The 17,442-nt window shown below is 69.4% G+C and carries 18 protein-coding genes; 10 read left to right on the top strand and 8 right to left on the bottom strand.

The window, feature by feature from the left end; genetic code table 11:
• Positions 1 to 28: 28 nt before the first annotated feature.
• Both LZ199_RS36535 and LZ199_RS36530 read right to left on the bottom strand, forming a co-directional pair.
• A complete protein-coding gene (locus tag LZ199_RS36535) occupies positions 29 to 823 on the bottom strand; it encodes an imm11 family protein (RefSeq protein ID WP_253998412.1) in 795 nt (264 codons plus the stop codon).
• 90 nt (positions 824 to 913) lie between these two features.
• The gene (locus LZ199_RS36530) at positions 914 to 1,621 is read right to left on the bottom strand and encodes a metallophosphoesterase family protein (protein ID WP_253998411.1); all 708 of its coding nucleotides are present in this window, start codon (positions 1,619 to 1,621) and stop codon (positions 914 to 916) included.
• Positions 1,622 to 1,812: 191 nt separating this feature from the next.
• Here LZ199_RS36530 and LZ199_RS36525 point away from each other — a divergent pair, with 191 nt between their 5' ends.
• From LZ199_RS36525 to LZ199_RS36515, 3 genes are all read left to right on the top strand, one after another.
• On the top strand, positions 1,813 to 2,826 hold the full coding sequence (locus tag LZ199_RS36525) for an SPFH domain-containing protein (protein ID WP_253998410.1): 1,014 nt from the start codon (positions 1,813 to 1,815) through the stop codon (positions 2,824 to 2,826).
• A 25-nt stretch (positions 2,827 to 2,851) separates the two neighbouring features.
• On the top strand, positions 2,852 to 3,772 hold the full coding sequence (locus LZ199_RS36520; RefSeq protein WP_253998409.1) for a diacylglycerol kinase catalytic domain-containing protein: 921 nt from the start codon (positions 2,852 to 2,854) through the stop codon (positions 3,770 to 3,772).
• Positions 3,773 to 3,861: 89 nt separating this feature from the next.
• Positions 3,862 to 4,950 (top strand): 6-phosphofructokinase, encoded by a 1,089-nt coding sequence (locus LZ199_RS36515; protein WP_253998408.1) that lies wholly within the window; start codon positions 3,862 to 3,864, stop codon positions 4,948 to 4,950.
• A 39-nt stretch (positions 4,951 to 4,989) separates the two neighbouring features.
• Here LZ199_RS36515 and LZ199_RS36510 read toward each other — a convergent pair whose 3' ends face one another.
• The 3 genes from LZ199_RS36510 to LZ199_RS36500 form a co-directional block, all read right to left on the bottom strand.
• Positions 4,990 to 5,559, bottom strand: a complete 570-nt coding sequence (locus LZ199_RS36510; RefSeq protein WP_253998407.1) for a protease — start codon at positions 5,557 to 5,559, stop codon at positions 4,990 to 4,992.
• Between the two features lie 116 nt (positions 5,560 to 5,675).
• Complete coding sequence (locus tag LZ199_RS36505) at positions 5,676 to 6,746, bottom strand: M35 family metallo-endopeptidase (RefSeq protein WP_253998406.1); 1,071 nt, start codon at positions 6,744 to 6,746, stop codon at positions 5,676 to 5,678.
• Positions 6,747 to 7,264: 518 nt separating this feature from the next.
• Positions 7,265 to 7,762, bottom strand: coding sequence for a peroxiredoxin (locus tag LZ199_RS36500; protein ID WP_253998405.1), 498 nt, complete (start codon positions 7,760 to 7,762; stop codon positions 7,265 to 7,267).
• Between the two features lie 419 nt (positions 7,763 to 8,181).
• Here LZ199_RS36500 and LZ199_RS36495 point away from each other — a divergent pair, with 419 nt between their 5' ends.
• The 7 genes from LZ199_RS36495 (at position 8,182) to LZ199_RS36465 (ending at position 13,381) form a co-directional block, all read left to right on the top strand.
• Positions 8,182 to 8,604 carry a PTS sugar transporter subunit IIA gene (locus LZ199_RS36495; protein ID WP_141647100.1) on the top strand — a complete coding sequence of 141 codons (423 nt, stop codon included), beginning with the start codon at positions 8,182 to 8,184 and terminating at the stop codon, positions 8,602 to 8,604.
• A gap of 33 nt (positions 8,605 to 8,637) precedes the next feature.
• Positions 8,638 to 9,123, top strand: coding sequence for a PTS sugar transporter subunit IIB (locus tag LZ199_RS36490; protein WP_163863929.1), 486 nt, complete (start codon positions 8,638 to 8,640; stop codon positions 9,121 to 9,123).
• Between the two features lie 4 nt (positions 9,124 to 9,127).
• On the top strand, positions 9,128 to 9,844 hold the full coding sequence (locus tag LZ199_RS36485; protein WP_253998404.1) for a PTS sugar transporter subunit IIC: 717 nt from the start codon (positions 9,128 to 9,130) through the stop codon (positions 9,842 to 9,844).
• Positions 9,841 to 10,608 carry a PTS system mannose/fructose/sorbose family transporter subunit IID gene (locus tag LZ199_RS36480; protein ID WP_253998403.1) on the top strand — a complete coding sequence of 256 codons (768 nt, stop codon included), beginning with the start codon at positions 9,841 to 9,843 and terminating at the stop codon, positions 10,606 to 10,608. The genes LZ199_RS36485 and LZ199_RS36480 overlap by 4 nt, the downstream gene beginning before the upstream one ends.
• 24 nt (positions 10,609 to 10,632) lie before the next feature.
• A complete protein-coding gene (locus LZ199_RS36475; protein ID WP_253998402.1) occupies positions 10,633 to 10,911 on the top strand; it encodes an HPr family phosphocarrier protein in 279 nt (92 codons plus the stop codon).
• Between the two features lie 46 nt (positions 10,912 to 10,957).
• On the top strand, positions 10,958 to 12,775 hold the full coding sequence (gene ptsP / locus LZ199_RS36470; protein WP_253998401.1) for a phosphoenolpyruvate--protein phosphotransferase: 1,818 nt from the start codon (positions 10,958 to 10,960) through the stop codon (positions 12,773 to 12,775).
• A 138-nt stretch (positions 12,776 to 12,913) separates the two neighbouring features.
• Positions 12,914 to 13,381, top strand: a complete 468-nt coding sequence (locus LZ199_RS36465) for a hypothetical protein (RefSeq protein ID WP_253998400.1) — start codon at positions 12,914 to 12,916, stop codon at positions 13,379 to 13,381.
• Between the two features lie 195 nt (positions 13,382 to 13,576).
• On the opposite strand, the gene LZ199_RS36460 is transcribed toward LZ199_RS36465, so the two are convergent.
• From LZ199_RS36460 to LZ199_RS36450, 3 genes are all read right to left on the bottom strand, one after another.
• Positions 13,577 to 14,086, bottom strand: a complete 510-nt coding sequence (locus tag LZ199_RS36460; RefSeq protein WP_253998399.1) for an MgtC/SapB family protein — start codon at positions 14,084 to 14,086, stop codon at positions 13,577 to 13,579.
• Between the two features lie 11 nt (positions 14,087 to 14,097).
• Positions 14,098 to 14,697 (bottom strand): MXAN_6521/LA_1396 family lipoprotein, encoded by a 600-nt coding sequence (locus LZ199_RS36455; RefSeq protein WP_253998398.1) that lies wholly within the window; start codon positions 14,695 to 14,697, stop codon positions 14,098 to 14,100.
• 67 nt (positions 14,698 to 14,764) lie between these two features.
• On the bottom strand, positions 14,765 to 17,440 hold the full coding sequence (locus LZ199_RS36450) for an efflux RND transporter permease subunit (protein ID WP_253998397.1): 2,676 nt from the start codon (positions 17,438 to 17,440) through the stop codon (positions 14,765 to 14,767).
• Positions 17,441 to 17,442 lie beyond the last annotated feature (2 nt).

The following is a 17,442-nucleotide window of genomic DNA, read 5'->3' as shown; positions in this document are numbered from 1 at the left end:
GGGCATCAAACTCCGGGAGTCGGGTGGGTCATCCGCGGCGGGGTTTGCCGCGGGACTTGCGACGGCGTTTGTGCGGGGGGGACGGAGGGGTGACTTCGGCGAAGCGGAGGCCGGAGACGCCCGCGTGCTCCAGGGCCTCTTTGATGCCCTCGGAGACGATGAGGCTGACGGGCCAGCCCCAGGTGCGCAGCACGCGAGCGCCCTGCGTCTTCGTCGCGTCGATGCGCAGGCCGCGGACGGTGCGGTAATGACCCACGCGCTCGGGCGGGCCGTCCTCGGCGGTGTAGTGGGAGACCTCCGCGCAGGCGCGTTCATCCAGGCAGCGGATGAGGCGGGTGGCGACGAGGATGAAGAAGGGCTCGGGCTCGCCCTCGACTTCCACGGGGATGAGCTGCACGTCCTCCGGGGCCAGCTCCCGGAAGATGGAGGCCACGGTGGCGTGGACGATGGGGGTGAGGCCCGCGCCGGCCAGGGAGAAGTCCAGCGGGCGGCCGGGAGGCTCGGCGGTCAGCTTCAGCCGGCCCTGCTGCCGCACCGGGGCGCCGGAGGTGAAGGACCAGACGGAGCGCGGCTTGCGGCCGTCCAGGGCCACCGGGTCGCTCAGCTCGCGCCGGGCCGGGTTGCGGAAGTCGTCATGCAGGTCGAAGTAGCGGGCGGTGCGCTCGGGCCGCTGCGAGGCACGGCGGGCGGCGGGTGCTCGGCGGGCGCTGTCCGGAGCCTCCTCGGAAGGAGCCTCGCCGCCGCGTGGAGTTCCTTCGTCGGAGCTCGGACCCGGGATGCTCCGCGCGAGCAGCCGGAGCGCTTGGGTGAGCCGCCTGAACATCCGGCGATGTTACTTCGCCCGTCCCGGGTGGGAGCGAGCGGAACGTGAGGGGCCAGGTCCGCTGCCCGCTCCGCGTCCCGCCAGCCCGCGCTACCAGGACGTGTGGAGGGCATACTGGCCGGCGCGGGTGTCCAGGCTGAGGAAGGAGAACTGCCCCTCCGAGCACGTGCCGCTGTTGAGGAACAGCTTGCTGCCGTGCTCCACCTTCATGCCCTGGTGGGTGTGGCCGGTGACGACGATGTCCGCCTCGCTGTCGCTGGCGCGCGCCAGGGCCCACTGCTGGAAGCTGCACCGCGCCGGGTCCGGCAGCGCGGGCGAGAGGCGGGCGTCCAGCGCCTGGAACATGCGGAACATCGCGCGCAGGTGCATGCGCCGCAGCCACCCGCCCGCCCACACCGAGGCCTCCGAGAACCAGCGCGCCTTGCGGATGACCCAGTCGTGGTGGTGCCCGTGGGTGAACAACATCCGGATGCCATCGGCCTCGAGCACCAGCTGCTCCGGCGCGCCGAGCGCCGTGCCGGCCACGAGGTCATGGTTGCCGTGGACGTAGTGGTACTGGGGCTCGGCGAAGCGGCGCACCAGCTCCGGGTGGGCAGCGCGCGCGGCGGCCAGCTCGGCCGCCTGGTGACCGGGCGCGCGAGAGGTGAGCGTCTCGAAGATGTCGCCCAGCAGGACGATGCGCTCGAAGTTGCCTTCCAGCACGCGCAGGAAGCGGACGAAGGAGGAGTCCTCGTGGCCGAAGTGGTCCGCCACGTCGCGTCTTCCCAGGTGCAGGTCCGAAATCACCGCGATGTGCATGCCGTATTCCCCTCCCGCGCATGGTCAAGGTCGCGGCCCATTTTCATGAGTAACGGAGCCAGGGCTTCCCCGCAAACCTGCGCACGCCGTGCGCATTCGTCCACGACGCGATGCGCTCCGATTTCGATTTGCAATCGTGTCTTTTAAACACTAAGACTGTGTCCGAAATACACGAAGGCGAGGGCGGGCGCATGGTCATCGGGTACATGAAGGCGGCACCGACGTCGTACGTGATGCAGTTCGAAGGGGGAAAGGTGGTGCGGGAGGGGGCGGGGCTCTCGTTCTTCTACTGGAAGCCGTCGGCGACGTTGGTGAGCGTGCCGCTGTCGAGCGTGGACGTCCCCTTCGTCTTCAACGAAATCACGCGGGACTTCCAGGCGGTGACGCTGCAGGGGCAGCTCACCTACCGGGTGGCGGACGCGCGCAAGCTGGCGTCGCTCCTGGACTACTCGCTGGCGTCGTCGGGGCGGCACCGCTCGGAGGACCCGGAGAAGCTGCAGGAGCGGCTGGTGCAGGTGGCGCAGGTGCGCGCGCGCACGGTGGTGCAGGGGATGGTGTTGCGCGAAGTCCTGGTGAGCGCGCAGACGATTGAAGCCCAGGTGCTGGCGTCGCTGTCGGCGGCGGAGCCCATCCGGGCGCTGGGGGTGGAGGTGATGGCGTTCTCGCTGTTGTCCGCGAAGCCGACGCCGGAGATGGCGCGGGCCTTGGAAGCGGAGGCGCGCGAGGGGCTGCAGCGTCAGGCGGACGAGGCCATCTACGCGCGGCGCAACGCGGCGGTGGAGCAGGAGCGCCGCATCAAGGAGAGCGAGCTGGCGACGGAGCTGGCCGTGCAGGAGCGCCAGCGGCAGCTGCGCGAGGCGAAGATGGCGGGGGACATCGCGGTGGAGGAGCAGCGCTCGGCGCTGATGGAGCGCTGGGCGCAGAACGAGAAGCAGGCCGCCGACGCGCGGGCCTACGCGCTGGAGAAGACGCTGGCGCCGGTGCGCGGGGTGGACTGGAAGACGCTGATGGCGACGTCCTCGAACGGTGGAGACCCGGCGCTGAACATCGCGCTCGCCTTCCGGGAGATGGCGGAGAACGCGCACCGCATCGGCGAGCTGAACGTGTCGCCGGACCTGTTGACCTCGCTGATGAGCGGCGCGGGCGCGAAGCCGCCGAGGGAGAACCCGCGCAACGTCCAGCACGGGCCGCCCCGCGAGCGCTGAGCCACCACGAGGGGAGGGCCGGGCCATGTACGAGAAAATCCTGCTCGTCACCCGCCGCACGCGGCTGGCGGGGCTGGTGGAGCGCTTCAACACGAAGAAGCAGGCGAAGTTCTACGTGGAGCACGCGGGGCAGGACTTCGAGGAGTTCGAGCGCGAGGACGACGCCTACCTGCGCGCGGTGGACCGGCTGCGCGACTCGCTGGACGTGGGGCTGCCGGTGCAGCAGGTGGACCGGGGCCTGGTGCCCACCTTCCTCTTCAGCGGGAAGGAAGTGGTGGTGGTGGCGGGGCAGGACGGCCTGGTGGCGAACGTGGCCAAGTACGTGGGCGAGCAGCCGCTGGTGGGCGTGAATCCGGACCCGGAGCGCTTCGACGGAGTGCTCTTGCCCTACGAAGTCGCGCAGGCGCGTGGCGCGGTGCGCAAGGTGCTCGAGGGCAAGGCCCGGCTGCGCGGCGTCACGCTGGCGGAGGCGCGGCTGGAGGACGGGCAGCGGCTGTTGGCCTTCAACGACTTGTTCATCGGCGCGAGGACGCACGTGTCGGCGCGCTACAGGTTGAGCCATGGCGGACAGGAGGAGTCGCAGTCGTCCAGTGGCGTGCTGGTGTCCACTGGCGCGGGCTCCAGCGGGTGGCTGTCCTCCGTCTTCACGCTGGCTCGGAGCCTCACGGCGCAGACGGGCGGCGTGCCGGGCGCGCCGTGGCGGCTGGGGTGGGAGGAGCCCCGGCTGGCCTTCGTGGTGCGCGAGCCCTTCGTGAGCCGTCACTCGGGGGCGGAGGTGGTGGGCGGCTTCGTGACAGAGGAGCAGGAGCTGGTGCTGGAGTCGCGGATGCCGTCGGGGGGCGTCATCTTCAGCGACGGCATGGAGGAGGACTTCCTGGTTTTCGGCGCGGGGGCGCGGGCGCACATCCGTCCGGCCCGGCAGCGCGCGCGGCTGGTGGTGGGCTGAGTTTTCCGGAGGCCGCGTTCCTCGCGTTATGGTGACGCCTCACGGACGCTCGGGGCGTCCCGCGCTGGAACACGCACGAGGAGAGGCTCATGGCCAGGACACTCGCGGTGATGACGTCCGGCGGGGATTCGCCGGGGATGAACACGGCGCTGCGCGCGCTGGTGCGCGTGGCGGCGGTGCGCGGCGTACGCGTGCTGGGTGTGGAGTTCGGCTACGAGGGGCTGATGGAGGGCCGCTTCCGCGAGCTGACCCGGCCCGACGGCGAGGGCGGTCCGCTGGTGCCGGAGCCGGAGCTGGATGCGAGCGGCCAGCTGGGTGGAACCATCCTGGGCAGCGCGCGCAGCCAGCGCTTCATGACGCCCGAGGGACGCGCGGACGCGGCCCGTCGGCTGGAAGACCTGTCGGGGCTCGTCGTCATCGGCGGCAACGGCAGCCTCACCGGCGCGCACCTGCTGGCGCGCGAGTGCAAGACGCCGATAGTTGGCATCCCCGCGTCCATCGACAACGACATCGGCTGCAGCGCGTCCGCCATTGGCGTGGACACCGCGCTCAACACGATTGTGGAGGCGTGCGACCGCATCTCCGACACCGCGCGCGCCCACCGCCGCGCCTTCATCGTCGAGGTGATGGGGCGGCACTGCGGCTACCTGGCCATGGCGGCGGCCGTGTCCGCGGGCGCCGACGCGGTGCTCTTTCGAGAGCAGGGCAGGGGCGAGGCGGACATCCTCCAGGCGCTGGAGGACCTGGTGCGACGCAACCTCGCGGAGGGGCGCACCAAGCGGCGCGTATTGGTGTTGAAGGCGGAGGGTGTGGAGCTGCCTACGCCGCTGCTCGTCTCGCGACTCCAGGAGCGCTTGAAGGACCTCAAGGGCGTGGAGGCGCGCGGCATGGTGCTGGGCCACCTGGTGCGCGGCGGCAGTCCCACCCACCATGACCGGATGATTGCGGGCCGGCTCGCCTTCGCCGCCGTGGAGGCCGCGCTGGAGGGCGCCACGGACTTGATGGTGGGCTGGCAGTCCACGGTGCCCGGCGGCCAGACGACGCCGGACCCGTACGTGAAGCGCTATCCGCTGGAGCAGGTGTTGTCGGAGACGGCGGCGCTGCTGGATGGCAGCAGCCCCGTCACCCAGCGGCGCGTGCGGATGATGGAGTCCGTTCAGGGCGTGCTCGCGCTGTAGCCCGCGCGCGAGCGCCCCGTCGCTCCTTCACCCCGCGCCCTACGTGACAGTCACGACGACTTCGGGGCACTTCAGCGCCACGTCGTGGTACTCGCCCGCGAGGGCGGGGACCTTCGCCTGGTCCGAGGTGACGTCCATCAGCGGCCCCTGGAAGGTGATGCGGTAGGTGCCCGGCTCCTGGAGCCCGTACGCGGGCGCCACGTCCACCGTGCCCTCCACCGACTCGCCGGGAGCAAGGGTGGCGTAGGAGGAGGCGGTCGGCGGCGCGCGCTTCATCATGGGCCCGCCGTAGGGCAGCGCGGAGGCGGCGCCGTCGCGCGACACCAGGAAGATGTCGTTGCGGATGCCCTCCAGCGGCGTGTGCCACTTGAGCACGTAGAGGGGCTCCTTCGTGGGGTTGGTGAGCTTGAACACCAGCTCCACCGGCTCGCCCGCCTTCACCTGCGCGGGGCCCGTCAGCGTGCACTCCAGCGTCTTCGCCACGGCTGCCTCCTCCTGCGTCCGCGCATCCGCTGGCGGCGCTGTCTCTTCCTTGCGCGTCGCACAGCCCGACCCGGTGATGGCCAAGGTCAGCAGCGCGATGCGGCCCACGTGTCCACGCGTCGTCATGGATACCTCCGCCTTCGAAGACGGCGTGGGGCCCGAGGCCTCGCGCCGTCCGGAAAAGAAAACGGGGGCGCCGGCCGCACCCCCGCTTCCCGTCACATCATGTCAACGAAGGCCTGTCACGGCAGCGCGGGGGTGTTCTCCGCGAAGTACTCGTGGCTGTCCGCGTTGTCGCGGGCGCGCGCGGAGTTGGAGCTGGTCAGGCTGCGGCAGGCGCTCTGGCCGTAGGCATGGTCATCCGTGTCCGCCACCACGGTGAAGTGGCTCATCTCGTGGATGAGCGTGCCGCCCTTGGAGTCAGTGCCGGACATCGGCGCGCTCCAGAAGGCGTTGCACACGTAGATGCGGTACGGCTGGTTCTTGTAGACGTACGCGTAGGCGCTGTCCGAGCACGCGCAGTCGACGATGACGTTGCGGGTGTCGAAGGCGCTCTTGATGGCCGCGAAGTGCGACCTGATGGTGCTCACGTTGCTCGACGTGTTCGGGCCGAACCACGTGGTGAAGCGCTGGCCGATGGTGCCGTTGAGGTAGCTGACGGAGTTGTTCGTCATCGACTGCGCGGTGCTGAACGCCGTCGACACCGTGGAGGCGGGACGCGAGCCCGTGCAGCTCGACGTGGACAGCGCCTGCGCGGTGACGGTGTCATTGCCCCAGGCCACCGGCGCCTGGAACTCACGGCCCTCGATGAAGAGCTCCACGCTGTCGGAGCGCAGCTGGGAGATGCCCTCGTGGCCCACGTCCGAGTGGTGACCGTCCGAGTCGTAGCGGATGCTGTAGCTGCCCGTCTTCGAGAAGTCGTAGATGGTGCCCAGGTCCACCGTGTACGAGACGCTCTCCCCCGCCGCCAGGCGCAGGAAGTCCGTCGTCACCGGCGTGGCCCACTTGTAGTGACGGCCGTTGTACTCCGCCTTCGCGCCGTCCACCGTCACCGCGAACAGGTCCTCCTTGAGGCCGTCCGTCGGCGTGTGCCACTTGAGCAGCCGCACCGTGTCCTTCGCCACGTTGGTGAGCGTCACCGTCACGCTCACGCTCTCGCGGGCCGCCAGCGACGAGCGCGGCACCGACAGCTTCACCGCCACGTCTCCGGCGACGGCGTCTCGCGCCGACTCGCCCTCGGTGGGCACTTCGCCCGCGCGCTCCTCCGGAGCACCACAAGCACCCAGCAGCGAGACACTGACAACTGCACCCATCCACCAATTGAGGCGACCACCTGAGCTGAAGCTCATCGGGGACTTCCTTTCGGGGGGATACGTTTGGGGAGTGACTTCGCGGAGTACGCGGCGGCCCTCATTCAGAGAATGCGGTCCTGTCGCGGTATCCACCTTATAGTCCCGCCCCGGGAATCCCGTCCAGACCCCGACAGCCGGGTGCGACTAGGGGCGGGCGTACGACACGAGCAGGGCCACCATGCACGCGGCGTAGCCGAGCACGACGGGGCCGAGCGCGAAGAGGACCGTGTCGTAGAAGCTTTCGGTTTGGGTGGTCATGGCGGTGTTCCTTGCGTCGCGCCGCGCGGTCATCGCGTGGCATCCGGACACAAGAGCAAGGCCTGGGCCATGGGCGTTGCGCGGGTGGAAACCCAGGCGCATCGCGGGGTTGGAGCGGTGAAGGGGCCCGCGCGGCGGGTTTCGCCGCGCAGCCTGTTCGCGAATGGGACGCGCGCGTGCGGCCTCGACATTGGAGGCCCGCGCACACGCATCCGCTTGCGTCACTTCCCTGCGGCGGGTCCGCTTTCACCGGCGAGTGAGCGGACGAGCTCCAGGGAGCGCCGCACGTGTTCGCCCACGCGAATCTGGGATTCGAAGCTGTCGCGAATGACTCCGGCGCGGTCCACGACGAACGTCACGCGGCCGGGGAGCAGGCCCAGGAAGGAGGTGCCGACGCCGAAGGCCTCGCGCGCCTGGCCCTTTTCGTCGCTCAGCAGCACGAAGGGCAGGCGGTGCTTGGCGGCGAAGCCCTGGTGGGACGCGGAGGAGTCACCGCTGATGCCGACGACTTCCGCGCCCGCCGCGACGAAGTCCTCGTACTGGTCCCTCAGGCCGCACGCCTGCACGGTACAACCCGGCGAGTCGTCCCTCGGGTAGAAGTAGACGACGAGCACCTTCTGTCCGGCGAGGTCGCGCAAGCGCACCGGCTGGTTGCCCGCTCCCGTCAACGTCACGTCCGGCAGCGCATCCCCGGCTTTCAGCAGCTTCTGCTTCGCCACGCAGTCCTCCCGCATCGCCGGAGGTGGGGGCCCGGCGCGCCCGAGGCGCGGCAGTCAACCATGCCCCGAGGGGAGGGGCGAGCTTGCGGACGAGCCCTCCTGTCGGGTGGGGTGCCTGCTCCCTCGCTGCCCGAGGGTGAGAGGGTCATGTGCGGAGCCCTTGTTGGCGCGCAGCATCTCCACCACCCCCGCCGCATCTCATAGTCGTGGGGGATGCGAAGGCGCTCCCCCGTCCGGCAGGCGACAGCCCTGCGCGAGGCCGGACCCGAAATTTCGGGCACGGGAAGCAATGGCGTCTTACCTTTCGAGATAAGACGTGAGAGCTTATCCAGGGAACAGGGCGGAAACTTTCGCCGGAGTTGCGCAACTTCGTGTTCAGGCGTAGGACGCGATCTCCGGGGGGTTGGTCAGGAGTGAACATGGTCGGCCTCGTCGTCGCATCGCACGGGCGTTTGGCGGAGGAGCTGGTCTCCACCGCGGAACAGATCGTGGGGAAACTCCCCGCGGTGGCAACCTGCAACATCGAGCCGGGGACGCCCGTTGAGGACATCCGCGCGAAGATGAAGCAGGCAGTGTCGCGCGTGGACACCGGTGACGGTGTCATCATCCTCGCGGACCTGTTCGGAGGTACGCCCTGTAAGGAGTCGCTGATGATGTGTCAGCGCATGAACCTGGAGGTCCTGGCGGGCGTCAACCTGCCCATGCTCCTCAAGGCCAACTCTCTTCGTTCCGAGCAGCTCACCCTCCCTGAGATGGCCAACCAGCTGGCATCCCATGGTCAGCGCAACATCACCTGTGCATCCGCCCTGCTTCGCGAGGCCCAGCAGCAACCGCGAACTTGACGGACCCGCGCGGGTCGGCGATTCGAGACTGCCGTGATCACCCTGGTCCGCGTCGACAACCGCCTCATCCACGGCCAGGTCGTCGAAGCCTGGCTCCCGCACCTCAAGGTGTCCCGCGTCGTGGTCGCGGATGACGAGGCTGCCTCCAGCCCGCTCATCCGCGCCGCCATGGCGCTGGCGGTGCAAAGCGCCATCGAGGTCCAGATTCTCCCCCTGTCCCAGGTGGACTTCGCGGCCCTGTCCAAGGACGGGGTGCGCACGCTGGTGCTCCTGCGCGACGTGGCCTCGGTGCCTTTCGCGTACGCGCACGGGCTGAGCCTGGGCGAGCTCAACCTGGGCAACGTCCACTTCGGCACCGGCCGGCGGCAGGTGTCCCCGTCCGTGTTCCTGGCGGAGGCGGAGCTGCGCACGCTCCAGCAGCTGGCGGAGCAGGGCGTGCGGGTGGAAGCGCGCGCGGTGCCCGCGGAGAAGCCGGTGGAGCTGCCGGACCTGTCCGAGCGGTGGGCGAAGGCCGGGTGAGCGCGTGAGCGTCGTCTGGGTCCAGGTGGCGCTGGCGGGAGTGTGGGGCGGGCTGGTGGCCGTGGAGCGCAAGGCGTTCCTCCAGGCCATGCTGTCCCGGCCGCTCGTCGCCGCCACCGTCATGGGGCTGCTCCTCAATGACGTGCCCTCCGGGCTGGGCGTGGGCCTGTTGCTGGAGCTGTTCTTCCTGGGCACCGCCAACCTGGGCGCGGCGCTGCCGGAGAACGACACCCTGGCGGCCACCGCCACCAGCGCCGCCGCGGGCACGATTACCCTGGCCTCCGGCGCGGGCTCCACGCCGGCCATCTGGTCGCTGGCGGTGCTGCTCTTCATCGGCATGGGCCGGGTGGGGCGGCGCGCGGACCGGCTGCTGGAGGGCTACTCGGCCAGGCTGGCGCGGGTGGCCCTGGCGTCCGCGGAAGCCGGCGACCTCACGCGCGCCATGCGGCAGAACCTGTGGGGCATGTGGCCGCACTTCGTGGTGTACGGCGTGCTGACGTCGCTGTGCGCGCTCGCCGGCTTCTTCGCGGAGCCGATGCTCCAAGAGATGCCCCCCATGATGGTGCGCGGGCTGGCGTGGGCCTGGCCCGCCATGGCCTCCGTGGCCGCCGCCATCGCCGCGCAGGGCAGCCACGCCAGGCGGGCCCCCCTCTACGCGGCGCTGGGCGCGGCGGCTGTCACCGTCACCGTGGTCTTCCTGCTGCTCCAGGAGCGCACGTGAGCGCCCCGGACACCGCGCTGCCCTGGACGGTGCTGCTGCGCGTCTTCATGCGCTCGCTCTTCCTCCAGGCATCGTGGAACCCCAAGGGCATGCAGAACCTGGGGCTGGCCTACGCCGTCTTCCCCGCACTGGAGCGGCTGTACGCGTCAGGCACCGCGCGCGAGGAGGCCGTCCGTCGGCACCTGGTCTTCTTCAACACCCACCCGTACGTGGCCGCGGCCATCGTCGGCGGGGTGGTGTTCCACGAGGAGCGAATCGCCCGGGGTGAGGAGACGCCCGACAAGGTCGTGGCCTTCAAGGCGGCGCTGATGGGGCCGCTGGCCGCGCTGGGGGACGGCTTCTTCTGGCTGTCGCTCAAGCCCGCGGCGGGAGCGGTGGGCGCCGCGCTGGTGCCCCTGTTGGGGCTGTGGGCGGTGCCGGTGTTCCTGGTGTTCTACAATCTGGTGCACATGCTCCTGCGAGTGCGGTTGTACTGGCTGGGGCTCACCCTGGGAGACCGGCTGGTGGAGGCGGTGGCGCGGGCCAACCTGCCGGCGCGAGGGGCGCGGCTCAGGACGGTGGCGGCGCTGTGCGCTGGCGGGCTCGCGGCCTGGCTGGCGGTGTCCTTCGGGGCCAACGCGGGCGGGGCCCATGCGCCCCTGCTGGCGGCCGGGTGCCTGGCCCTGGGGGTTGCATCCTACGTGCTGGTCAGCCGTCGGGTGCCCAACTACGTGGTGCTCTACCTCGCGGCGATACTGGCTGGCGCGGCGGGTGCCTTCCTTTAGGTAAGACGAGAGGTAGGAGTCGCGATGTCAACGGTGGCCGAAGGAACATACGAGATCATCAACGAGCTGGGGCTCCACGCCCGGGCGGCGGCGCAGATGGTCAAGGTGGCCAATCGCTTCAAGAGCGACGTCTTCATCGAGGCCGAGGGTCAGAAGGCCAACGCCAAGTCCATCATGGGCGTGCTGATGCTCGCGGCGGCCCAGGGGTTCAAGGTGAAGGTGACGTGTAAGGGAGAAGACGCCGAGGCGTGTCTCCAGGAGTTGGCAAAGCTCATCGCCGACCGTTTTGGCGAGTCGAAGTGACGGGTGAGAATGGAAATGCGGTAGGACGCGGAGGAAAGAAAGACACGTGAGCAGCCAGGCCACTCCCACACTGAGGTTGATGGGCATCGGCGCCTCACCCGGCGTGGCGGTGGGCCACGCCTTCATCCTGGACCGCAAACGCATCCGCACGCCGAAGCTGAGGCTGGCGGAGGCGGAAGTCGAGCCCGAGCGGATGAGGATGAAGACGGCGGTGGACCTGTCCGACCGTCAGCTCGCCGAGCTCAAGGAACAAATCACGCGCACCGAGGGCTCCGACCACGCCCTCATCCTGGAAGCGCACCGGCTGATGCTCCACGACCCGATGCTGGTAGACGCCGTCAACCAGCTCATCGTCGAGGACCGCATCAACGCCGAGTGGGCCGTCCGCCGCGTGGCGCGCAAAATCAAGCACCTGTTCGACAACATCCCGGACGAGTACTTCCGCGAGCGGCGCTCCGACGTGGACTACGTCGCCGACCGCATCATCCGCAACCTGATGGGCCAGGTGGTGGACGAGGAGGTGGAAGTGCCGGCGGAGGCCATCGTCGTCGCGCATGACCTGCCTCCGGCCGACGCCGCGCTGATGGCGCGCAGCGGCCGGGTGGCGGGCTTCGTCACGGACCTGGGCGGCCAGACGAGCCACACGGCCATTGTCGCCCGTGCGCGAGAGACGCCCGCGGTGGTGGGCGCCGGCAGGGCCAGCGAGCAGATATCCCCCGGGGACCTGGTGGCCATGGATGGCACCCGGGGCATCATCCTGGTCAACCCCACGGAGGAGCAGCTCCAGAGCTTCCGCGAGGAGCAGCGCCGTCACCAGGAGGCCGAGCACCTCGCGCTGGCGACGAAGGATTTGGAGGCCATCAGCACCGACAGCTTCCGCATCCGGCTCAACGGGAACATGGAGTTCCTGGAGGAGATTCCGTCGCTCCTGGCGCACGGCGCGGAGGGCATTGGCCTGTACCGCACCGAGTTCATGTTCCTGGACCGGAAGACGGCGCCGACGGAGGAGGAGCACTACCGCGCCTACCGTCAGGTGCTGGAGGCCATGGGCGGGCGCCCCGTCACCATCCGCACGCTGGATTTGGGCGGCGACAAGGTGCCGGGCAAGACGAAGCACGAGAAGGAGCCCAACCCGGCGATGGGCCTGAGGGCCATCCGCTACTGCCTGTCCAACCGCGAGCTGTTCCGCACGCAATTGCGCGCGCTGCTGCGCGCCAGCGTGCACGGCAATCTGCGGCTGATGTTCCCCCTCATCTGCGGGGTGAGCGAGCTGCGCGAGGCCCGGAGCGAGCTGGAGGCGTGCCGCACGGAGCTGGGCCGCGCGGGCGTGCCCGTGGGCAAGCGCTTCCCGGTGGGCATCATGGTGGAGACGCCGAGCGCGGCCATCATCGCGGACCGGCTGGCGCAGGAGGCCGACTTCTTCTCGGTGGGGACCAACGACCTCATCCAGTACTCGCTGGCCATCGACCGCCAGAACCGCGAAGTGGCCTACCTCTACCGGCCGCTGCACCTGTCCGTGCTGCGCATGCTGGACACCATCGTCGCCGCGGCGAAAGCCGCCAACATCCCCGTGTCCATGTGCGGGGAGATGGCGGGAGATCCGCTCTACACGCTGGTGCTGCTGGCGCTCGGCTTCGACGAGCTGTCGATGACGTCGGGGCAGATTCCGGCCGTGAAGCGCTTCATCCGCCGGGTGAGCCGGGTGGACGCGTCGGTGCTGCTGCGCGAGGCGATGGAGCTGACCACCGCCGAGGAAATCGAGCGCTTCATGCGCACGGAGATGGACCGGCGCTTCGTCGACACGCCGGAGCGCGCCGAGCCCGAGCACGCCAAGCCCGCGCCTTCCGGGCGGACCACGGGCTGAAGCACGCCGCGTCCTGACGCCGGGGCGCGGCGCGGGGGCTTGTCCCCCCGTCTGCCCGGCGGGAGGCCCGTGCCGAGGCGCGTGGGCCGTGCCCAGCTTTCAGGTCGAGCAGGTCAACACCTGACCTGGGAGGCGGGCGTGTTCAATCCAGCGGACATCCAGACGGGCATGACGGCGCGGGACAGGGACGGGGAGAACCTGGGCCTCGTCGTCTCGGTCGACGCGGCGGGCTTCGTCATCGAAAAGGGCGGCTTCTTCCATCGCGACTACCGGGTGGCCTTCTCGGACGTGTCGGACATCGACCGGGATGACGTGTACCTGCGCGAGGACCTGGCGAGCCTTCCAGGCGTCAGGACGGACGTGCTGGAGGCGCGCGGAGAGACTGCCCGTCACGTGGCCCTGTACCACGACGCGACGGGAGCGCTCGGTGTTGCCCCCCTCGACAGGGTGAGGACCCACGCGGACACAGAGGTGGCCCTGGCGGCGGGGGAGGATGACGTGCCGCAAGGGGTGCTGGTGGGCCGGCCCTCGGAGCACTCCGAGGACGAGGCCTCCGGGCGCCGCGCGGGCACTCCGTCCGAGGGTGACTCGCACACGCGCCGCTGAGTCTCTCCCGCGAGCGTCCACGGCGACGGGGGCGTCGGCTGCGGGTGATTCAGTCCGGTCGCGAGCGTCCACGAGGGCGGGGCCAGGCGACGGGTCCTCTCGCCAGCGCGTCGGCCACGGTGACTCAGTTCCGTGCGTGCACGAGGACGGGGCTTGGCGAAGGGTCCACTCGCCAGCCCGCCGGCCGCGGGTGACTCAGTCCGGTGCGTCCTCGTCGCCGGGAGCGGAGGGGAGGGAACCGTCCACCTTCAGGCCCCTCTTGATGCGGTGGCGGCGGATGGCGCGCTCCACGGGACGCAGGCCCGCGAGGGACAGCAGGGCGATGGCCACCGTGGTGCCGGCCGCCCAGTGGAAGCCCATGCCGGTGGCCAGGCCCACCGAGGCGGTGAGCCACAGGTTCGCCGCCGTCGTCAGTCCCTTCACGTGCCCCTGGTCACGGATGATGGCGCCCGCGCCCAGGAAGCCGATGCCCACCACCACCTGGCTGGCGATGCGACTGACGTCCGCGCGCGAGCCGTCCGGGGAGCCGCTGCCCAGCGTCCACTCGACGAAGACGCTGGCCAGCGTGAAGAGACAGGCGCCCAGGGACACGAGGATGTGCGTGCGCAGCCCGGCGGCCTGTCCCCGCAGCTCCCGCTCCAGGCCGAGCACGGCGCCGAGCAGCGCCGCGACGCCGAGCCGCAGGGCGATGAGGGTCTCATCCACGTGGGAAGAGCCTACTCACCCAGTTCGATTTTCTCGTCCTTGTCCGCTTCCGTCAGTTCGGGATTGGGCAGCGTCTCCAGCGTGGCCGCCAGCAGCTTCGTGGTGGGCACGACGTAGGGCGCCACTTCCTCGCCCAGTTCCTGGCTGAACTTCGTCACGCGCGCCGCGTAGTCCTCGTCGCGCGAGCCCCAGCTCCCCGCCGCCTCCGCCGCCCAGACCTCCTGGCCGTCGGTGCACCGCAACAGCTGCGCCTTCACCTCGGCCTCCGCGCCGTCGCCCTTGAGGCTGATGCTCGGGTCCAACCAGAGCACGCCCTCCACGCCCTCCACGCACAGCCCCTTGAACGTGGTGTCCGAGGGCCGGCCCGGCAGCGCGACGTTGTCCTTCACGATGAAGTCGCGGTTCTGGTTCACCCACTGGCGGGCGATGAGCGTCCACAGCTCCCCCACCGCGGGCTTCTCGTCGGGCAGCGGCTGCGCCACCACCACCAGCCGCTTCGTCGCCTTGCGGTCCACCTGGGCGTAGTCGCCGCGCACGCGGTGCGTCTTCACCGCGGAGCAACCCGCCAACAGCCCCAGCCCGAGCAGGGGCGCCCATCGCATCATCCTCATGATGTCCCTCTCCCGGCCCCCTTCGTCGGAAGGGGGCCTCGTGTTACCGCGCCGTGTACCGCGTGCCTCAGGCCGCTCGCGTGGAGCTGTCCTCACCACCGCCCGCCTGGGGCGTGCTGCCGCCCGGGGACGACTCGCGCCGCCGCCGGTCGTGCATGAGCTGCATCACCGCGGCCAGCACCGTGAACGACACCACCAGCGTGGTGATGAGGCCGATGCAGGCCACCATGCCCATGGAGCGCAGGCCGTTGTGCTTGGCGGCCAGCAGCGCGGCGAAGCCCGCCACCGCCGTCAGCGTGGAGGACGCCACCGCCGCGCCCACGCTGCGAAGCGCGACGAGCGGCGAGGTGCCCTCCAGGAAGCGGTGCAGGAGGTACAGGCCGTGGCTCACCCCGAAGCCCAGGAGGATGGGCAGGATGATGATGTTCATGAAGTTCAGCCGCAGGCCCGTCAGCGACATGATGCCGAGCATCATCGCCACGCCCACGCCCAGCGGAATCACCGACGCCAGCGCCAGCTTCGCGTTGCGGAAGTCCAGGAAGTGCATGGCCAGAATCCACAGCGCGGTGAGAATCACCGTCACCTTGCCGTCCCAGAGGACGATGCGCGCCAGCTTCGCGTAGAGCTGCGTGGCGCCCGCGGCGCGGAACTCCTTCTGCGCGGTGGGGCCCGGCGGGTCGAAGTCATCCTTGTCGAAGCGGCCCGGGTTGTACGTGACGGGGATGCCGCGCGTCTCGTCGGCGAACTGCATCATCTTCTGGCCGTCGAACAGGTCCACGCTCGAGTAGATGAACGTGAGGTAGCCCTTGTTCTGCGCGGTGGGCAGGTTCTTGAACTGGGCCTTGTAGTTGTCAGGCACGCCGTGCACGTCGAAGGGCTTCGCATCCAGCACCTTCATGAAGAACGTGGCCTTCTCCTGCATGTCCGGCGGGAGCGCTGAGATGGAGAAGCCGCGCGCCTCCAGATTGGCCATGTCCTGCTTCCACTCCTGGAGCACCTTCTCGTTGGCCTTCGCCGTCGCCTCGGGCGGCACGAAGGTGAAGATGCTCACCACCTGGTCGATGGACGGGTACTTGTGCGCGTTCTGCGTCAGCTCGCGGTACACGCCCTCGGCCTCGTCCAGGTCCTTGGTGTAGACGGCCATCGGGTCGCTGGAGATGTTGAAGCGGACGTTGATTTCGTCCTGCAGCAGCACCGACGACATGCCGTCCGGGATGAGCGCGCGGGTGTTGTAGTTGAAGCCCACGCCGTGCTTCACGCGGTCGAAGAAGCTCAGCGCGCCCTCGGGCGGCTCGCCCGTGCCCGCCCAGGGGACGGCGGCGGCGCAGATGAGCGCGACGATGGCGGTGCTCACGCCCAGCACCAGGCCGGGACGGGGGATGCGCAGCTCCTGGCCGCTGACGGAGGAGTTGACCGGCGGCGGCTTCATCTCGCCGATGAGCTTCTTGGGCCACTCCGGGTTGATGCGGCCGACCAGCGCCAGCAGCGACGCGCTCCACACGAAGAGCGTCAGACCCAGGATGAGCGTGCCGCAGCCGGCCAGGAAGCCGAACTGGGAGAAGCCGCGGAACTCGCTGACCATCAGCACGAAGAAGGAGCCACCCGTCACGATGGCGGCCACCGCCGCGGGGCGGCCCGCGTTGACGAAGGCGTCGATGATGGCCACGTCGTACGGCTTGCCCGCCCCCAGCTCCAGCCTCGTGCGGAAGGTGAAGTGGATGCCGTAGTCGATGCCGAACCCCATCAGGATGCCGCCCAGGATGGAGGTGATCATGTTGAGCTCACCAATCGTCGCGTAGGTGAAGCCCAGCGTATAAATCGTCCCAATCACCGTGCCGCTGACGACGATGAAGGTCGGCGCCAGCTTGCGGAAGAAGAGGATGGTGATGGCGAAGATGGTCACCAGCGCGATGACGGTGACGGGCTGCAGCGACTCCTCAATCGCGAAGGAGTCGTCCACCGTCGTCTTGTACGAGCCGGTGTAGCCGTAGGCGATGGTCTGCGAGTCGCCCATCCGCTTGTAGTCCTCGACCAGCTTCACCTTGCCGGCCTGCGTGGAGTACGCGGCCAGGTCCTTGTTGAGCTTGTCGAGGTAGTCCTTCGTCTTGCCAATCTCCGTGGTGTCCCACATCGGCTTGACGAGGATGAGCACCATCTTCTTGTCGCTGGAGATGTTGTAGTCGTCGCGGATGCTCTTCTTGCCGACGGACGAGTACTTGTCGACCAGGTCCTGCATGTCCAGCTCCACCGGCTTGGTGGCGCCCATGTCGATGTAGAAGGGGTTGCTGCGGCGCAGCTTGTCCTCGAGGAAGGCCATGATGCGGCGCTTGCCTTCCACCAGGTCCTCCGTCTTCACGAAGAGGACCATGTTCTGCTGGATGAACTCGACGGGCAGCTTGTAGGAGACGGTGCGGACGTTCTCCTTGTCGGCCTCGAGCATCGCGGCGATGTCGTCGGCGGTCCGCTTCATCGCGGCCTCGTCCGTCGAGCGCAGGGCGAGCATCAGGAAGCCGCTGCCCCCCACCATGTCGATGACCTGCTTGACGTCCTTCACCTCCGGCAAATCCTGGGAGATGAGGTCGAGCTGGTTGGAGTTGATGCGCAGCTTCAGCGTGGCCCACGTGGACACTGCGAGCAGGGTCAGCAGTACGGCCAGGATGGTGCCTGGACGACGGACCAGCAGCTGCGCGAAGGCGTAGGCGAAGCGAGAATGCGAGTTCGGGTTTCGAGGAGCGCCGCTCATTC

The organism is Myxococcus qinghaiensis (assembly GCF_024198215.1).
Classification (GTDB): domain Bacteria; phylum Myxococcota; class Myxococcia; order Myxococcales; family Myxococcaceae; genus Myxococcus; species Myxococcus qinghaiensis.
This window is presented reverse-complemented; position numbering and strand designations above follow the sequence as displayed.